This window comes from Ureibacillus sp. 179-F W5.1 NHS (genome assembly GCF_045369345.1).
Taxonomy (GTDB): domain Bacteria; phylum Bacillota; class Bacilli; order Bacillales_A; family Planococcaceae; genus Ureibacillus; species Ureibacillus halotolerans.
Genome location: NZ_JBIQFG010000107.1, coordinates 1 through 1,129, shown reverse-complemented (window position 1 = coordinate 1,129; position 1,129 = coordinate 1). Strand labels below are relative to the sequence as shown.

The following is a 1,129-nucleotide window of genomic DNA, read 5'->3' as shown; positions in this document are numbered from 1 at the left end:
GGCTCTATAATATTTGTTGGGGTTTAAAAAAATTTCATAAATAAAAAAGCACGTAATCACCGATTTCTATATACTTGAATTGTCGAGAAACAAGCAATGAAAGGTGATACGTGCAAATGAATTTTAACATGAATATTCCAGGATTAAAAGGTGTAACTGTTCATAAGGTGGAGGAGATGGGGGAACGTATTGTTCTACACGTTTCCATACCAAAAAAAGAACATCAATGTCCAGCATGCAAGAATATAACATCAAAAGTCCATGATTATCGAATTCAAAAAATTAATCATTTAAAATGGTTTGAACGATTAACCGTCCTTTTTTATAAACGTCGTCGTTATGTATGCCAATGTGGGAAACGTTTTTCAGAAAAATCCCCTTTCGTGGATAAATATCAACGTTTCTCGAAAGAATGGAATCAAGTTGTACGAATCCGTTCAATAAAGGCAAAAACATTTAAAGAAGCAGCTGAAGTACTTGGTACATCAAGCTCAACAGTGATTCGTCGCTTTAAAGAAGTAGTAAAGGAACAATTAAATGAAGGGGTTCATTTACCAAAATGTATCGCGATTGATGAATATAAAGCAGATACCGATGCGGGAACTTATCAATTAATTATTGCCAATGCGGAAACACATGAACCAATTGATATTTTACCAAATCGTAGAAAAGAAACCATTAAGGATTACTTGATGAAATACGGTGCAGATGTAGAAATTGTGGTTATGGACATGAATCCAAGCTTTAAAGCAGCAGTTAGGAAGGCGTTAAATCGCCCGATTATTATTGCGGATCGCTTTCATTATTGTCGTTATATTTACTGGGCACTAGATGAAGTACGTCGAAATGTTCAAAAAGAATGGCATGCATATGATCGAAAGAAATGTAAGAAAATGCGTCATGTACTATATAAACGATTTGATAAGTTAACAGAAACGAATCGTTGGTACTTAAATCGTTACATAGGAATGTCGAAGGAACTAAAGCAAGCCTATGAATTAAAAGAAGCTTACTGCGAATGGTTTGATTGGGCAAAAACTTCAAATGATTTGATAGAAATAAAAAAAAGATTAGAAGCCTTTTACCGAAAGGTAGAAAAAGCAAATATTCCGGCATTTTTAAAGGCCAT

Annotated in this window: 1 protein-coding gene; it reads left to right on the top strand. The window is 34.1% G+C overall.

What is annotated here, in order from left to right; translation table 11 throughout:
- Positions 1-116 precede the first annotated feature (116 nt).
- A partial coding sequence (locus ACH0B5_RS18030; protein WP_406928259.1) for an ISL3 family transposase occupies positions 117-1,129 on the top strand: 1,013 nt, incomplete at its 3' end.